This window comes from Oleiphilus sp. HI0123, assembly GCF_001635315.1.
Window position 1 is genome coordinate 1 of sequence record NZ_LWGE01001528.1, and the last position, 2,004, is coordinate 2,004.

The 2,004-nt window shown below is 44.7% G+C and carries 2 protein-coding genes; both read right to left on the reverse strand.

Annotated elements, in window-relative coordinates; all coding sequences use genetic code 11:
• The coding region (locus A3761_RS20345; protein WP_156491988.1) for an RNB domain-containing ribonuclease at positions 1-926 on the reverse strand (926 nt) is incomplete at its 3' end.
• A 116-nt stretch (positions 927-1,042) separates the two neighbouring features.
• A complete protein-coding gene (locus A3761_RS20350) occupies positions 1,043-1,921 on the reverse strand; it encodes a class I SAM-dependent methyltransferase (RefSeq protein WP_068511324.1) in 879 nt (292 codons plus the stop codon).
• Positions 1,922-2,004 lie beyond the last annotated feature (83 nt).

A 2,004-nucleotide genomic window follows, 5' to 3' on the forward strand; every position in this document is an offset into this window, starting at 1 on the left:
CTAACATCAGCGATCGCAACATAGAGCTTCCAGCCGCTTCCATTTCGTTGACAATACACAGCATCGTCAAAGTCTCGCGCATCTTCGCCATCAATCGTAACAAGGGGCAAATGCCTGATATCAATACGCCCGGCTTTGTCACTATCGAGAACTTCTGATTTGAGTGTATCGACAGTTTGTTGAACTTCAGGCGGCCACTCAAAAGGAATATTATAGGAACGAATCGCTACTTCGATTTCCATACCAGGAGCCATGTGGTCTCCTAATACTTCAATTACCTGACCGGTCGCGTGCGTGCGTTTAGTCGGATGTTGCAATATCTTAACCACGACATATTGGCCATGCTTGGCTTCAGCCGTATGATCAGAGTCAATTAGAACCTGTTGGGTAATGCGGTTATTTTCAACTTCGACAAATACGATGTTGCCTTCACGATATAAACGTCCAACCAATTGTTCGGTATTTCGTTCCAGGACATCCACAATAACCGCATGACGTTTACCACGATGATCTTCCCTATCTGCGCGTACTAGCACCCGATCGCCATCAAACACCATCTGCATCTGACGAGCCGATAAGTAAAGGTCATCACCGCCTTCATCAAGCTTTACAAAGCCAAAACCATCACGGTGACCTATGACCACACCTTTAAGCAAGTTAACGCGAGAAACCGGTAGATATCGATCACCCCGGTTACGCACTAGTTGGCCGTCTCGCGACATAGCAATAAGACGCCGACGAAGAGCTTCAATTGAATCATCATCTTTCAATGACAGCTCTTCAACTAGTTCAGGATGAGTGGCCGGAGCGTTGCGCGCATCCAGATGAGAAAGAATAAACTCTCGACTGGGAATAGGATTTTCGTATTTCTGCGCTTCGCGATCCTTATGAGGATCTTGCGTGGCTTTACTGGTCTTTTTTGTCATGTGTCCGCACTAAGAACTAATAATTGGGAAAATCACTGAACGCTAGTTAGCTTCAGATTCCCAAAAAGGGAACTGTCCGCTGCCGAACAGTTTAAATTTAGCGCAGAGTATAGCCTTTATAGAGCAATATGTAGATACATATTCACTTTTGCCGGGTCTTGAACAACATGCATTTGAGAGCGTTTAAGGCCGCAACAGGTCGCCAAGTATGTCATATGCGCTTCACTTCTGGGGTTTACATGCCAGTCAAGGAAGTCCATATAGGGCTGGCTAGCGTTATTAGTGCTCAAATTAGCAATGACGATTTCACTTCCCTTTCGCGTATGGCTCATTAGCTTTTCCAAGGTTAGCTTAAACGAGGCATCGTTCAAGTAATCAAATAACCCTTCTGACCAAATCAGGTCATACTTTTCATCGCTTTCAATATCTTGGACTCCGCCATGTGCAAAGCCAACCTGATCACTATACTTACGACACAGGATACTAGCGTAATCTAAAGCCTTCCAGGACTGATCCATGCATAAAAAAGACGAGTCGCTTTTATACTGCCCCAAGTAATCCGCGATAGAGCGGGAAGAACCTGAAGCGATATTTAGGACATTCATACCTTGCTGATGCTGTTCCGCAGCAGCCATTACGTCAACGAAGTAGCGCTGGCTATGTTGAAAGGCCGAAACAAAAGCCTGACTATTCCAGAACTGATCCCAGTTCCTTAAGTCTGTCTTGGGTGTAAGAAAGTGACCGTAAATACGTTCTAATAATTCAAAGTCGCCAGCATAGCCATTGGGTTTTCGATACGCCAAGCCTTGCATAGTATCGAAACTTAGCGCCTTGCCCATCAAGTCTTCTTTATAGTCTGGCCCATAGTAATTAAATTCTCCTCGGCTCTTTGCCTGATTAAAATCAACCAAAGCTTGTTTTAATGCTGGGTACTGATCAGGCTCTGGGCCACCAGCATTCACAAGATCCTGCAAATAAAGTACGGATGTATTCATACTTTTGACCTCACTAAGAAAGTAACAAATAAATGGTCATATCACTGCCCTGCTACACAAACCTAAAGCAAATACGGACGAAC

Coding starts and splice junctions, on each gene's coding strand:
- A3761_RS20350 (WP_068511324.1), bottom strand. CDS start 1,921: ATGAATACATCCGTACTTTATTTGCAGGATCTTGTGAATGCTGGTGGC.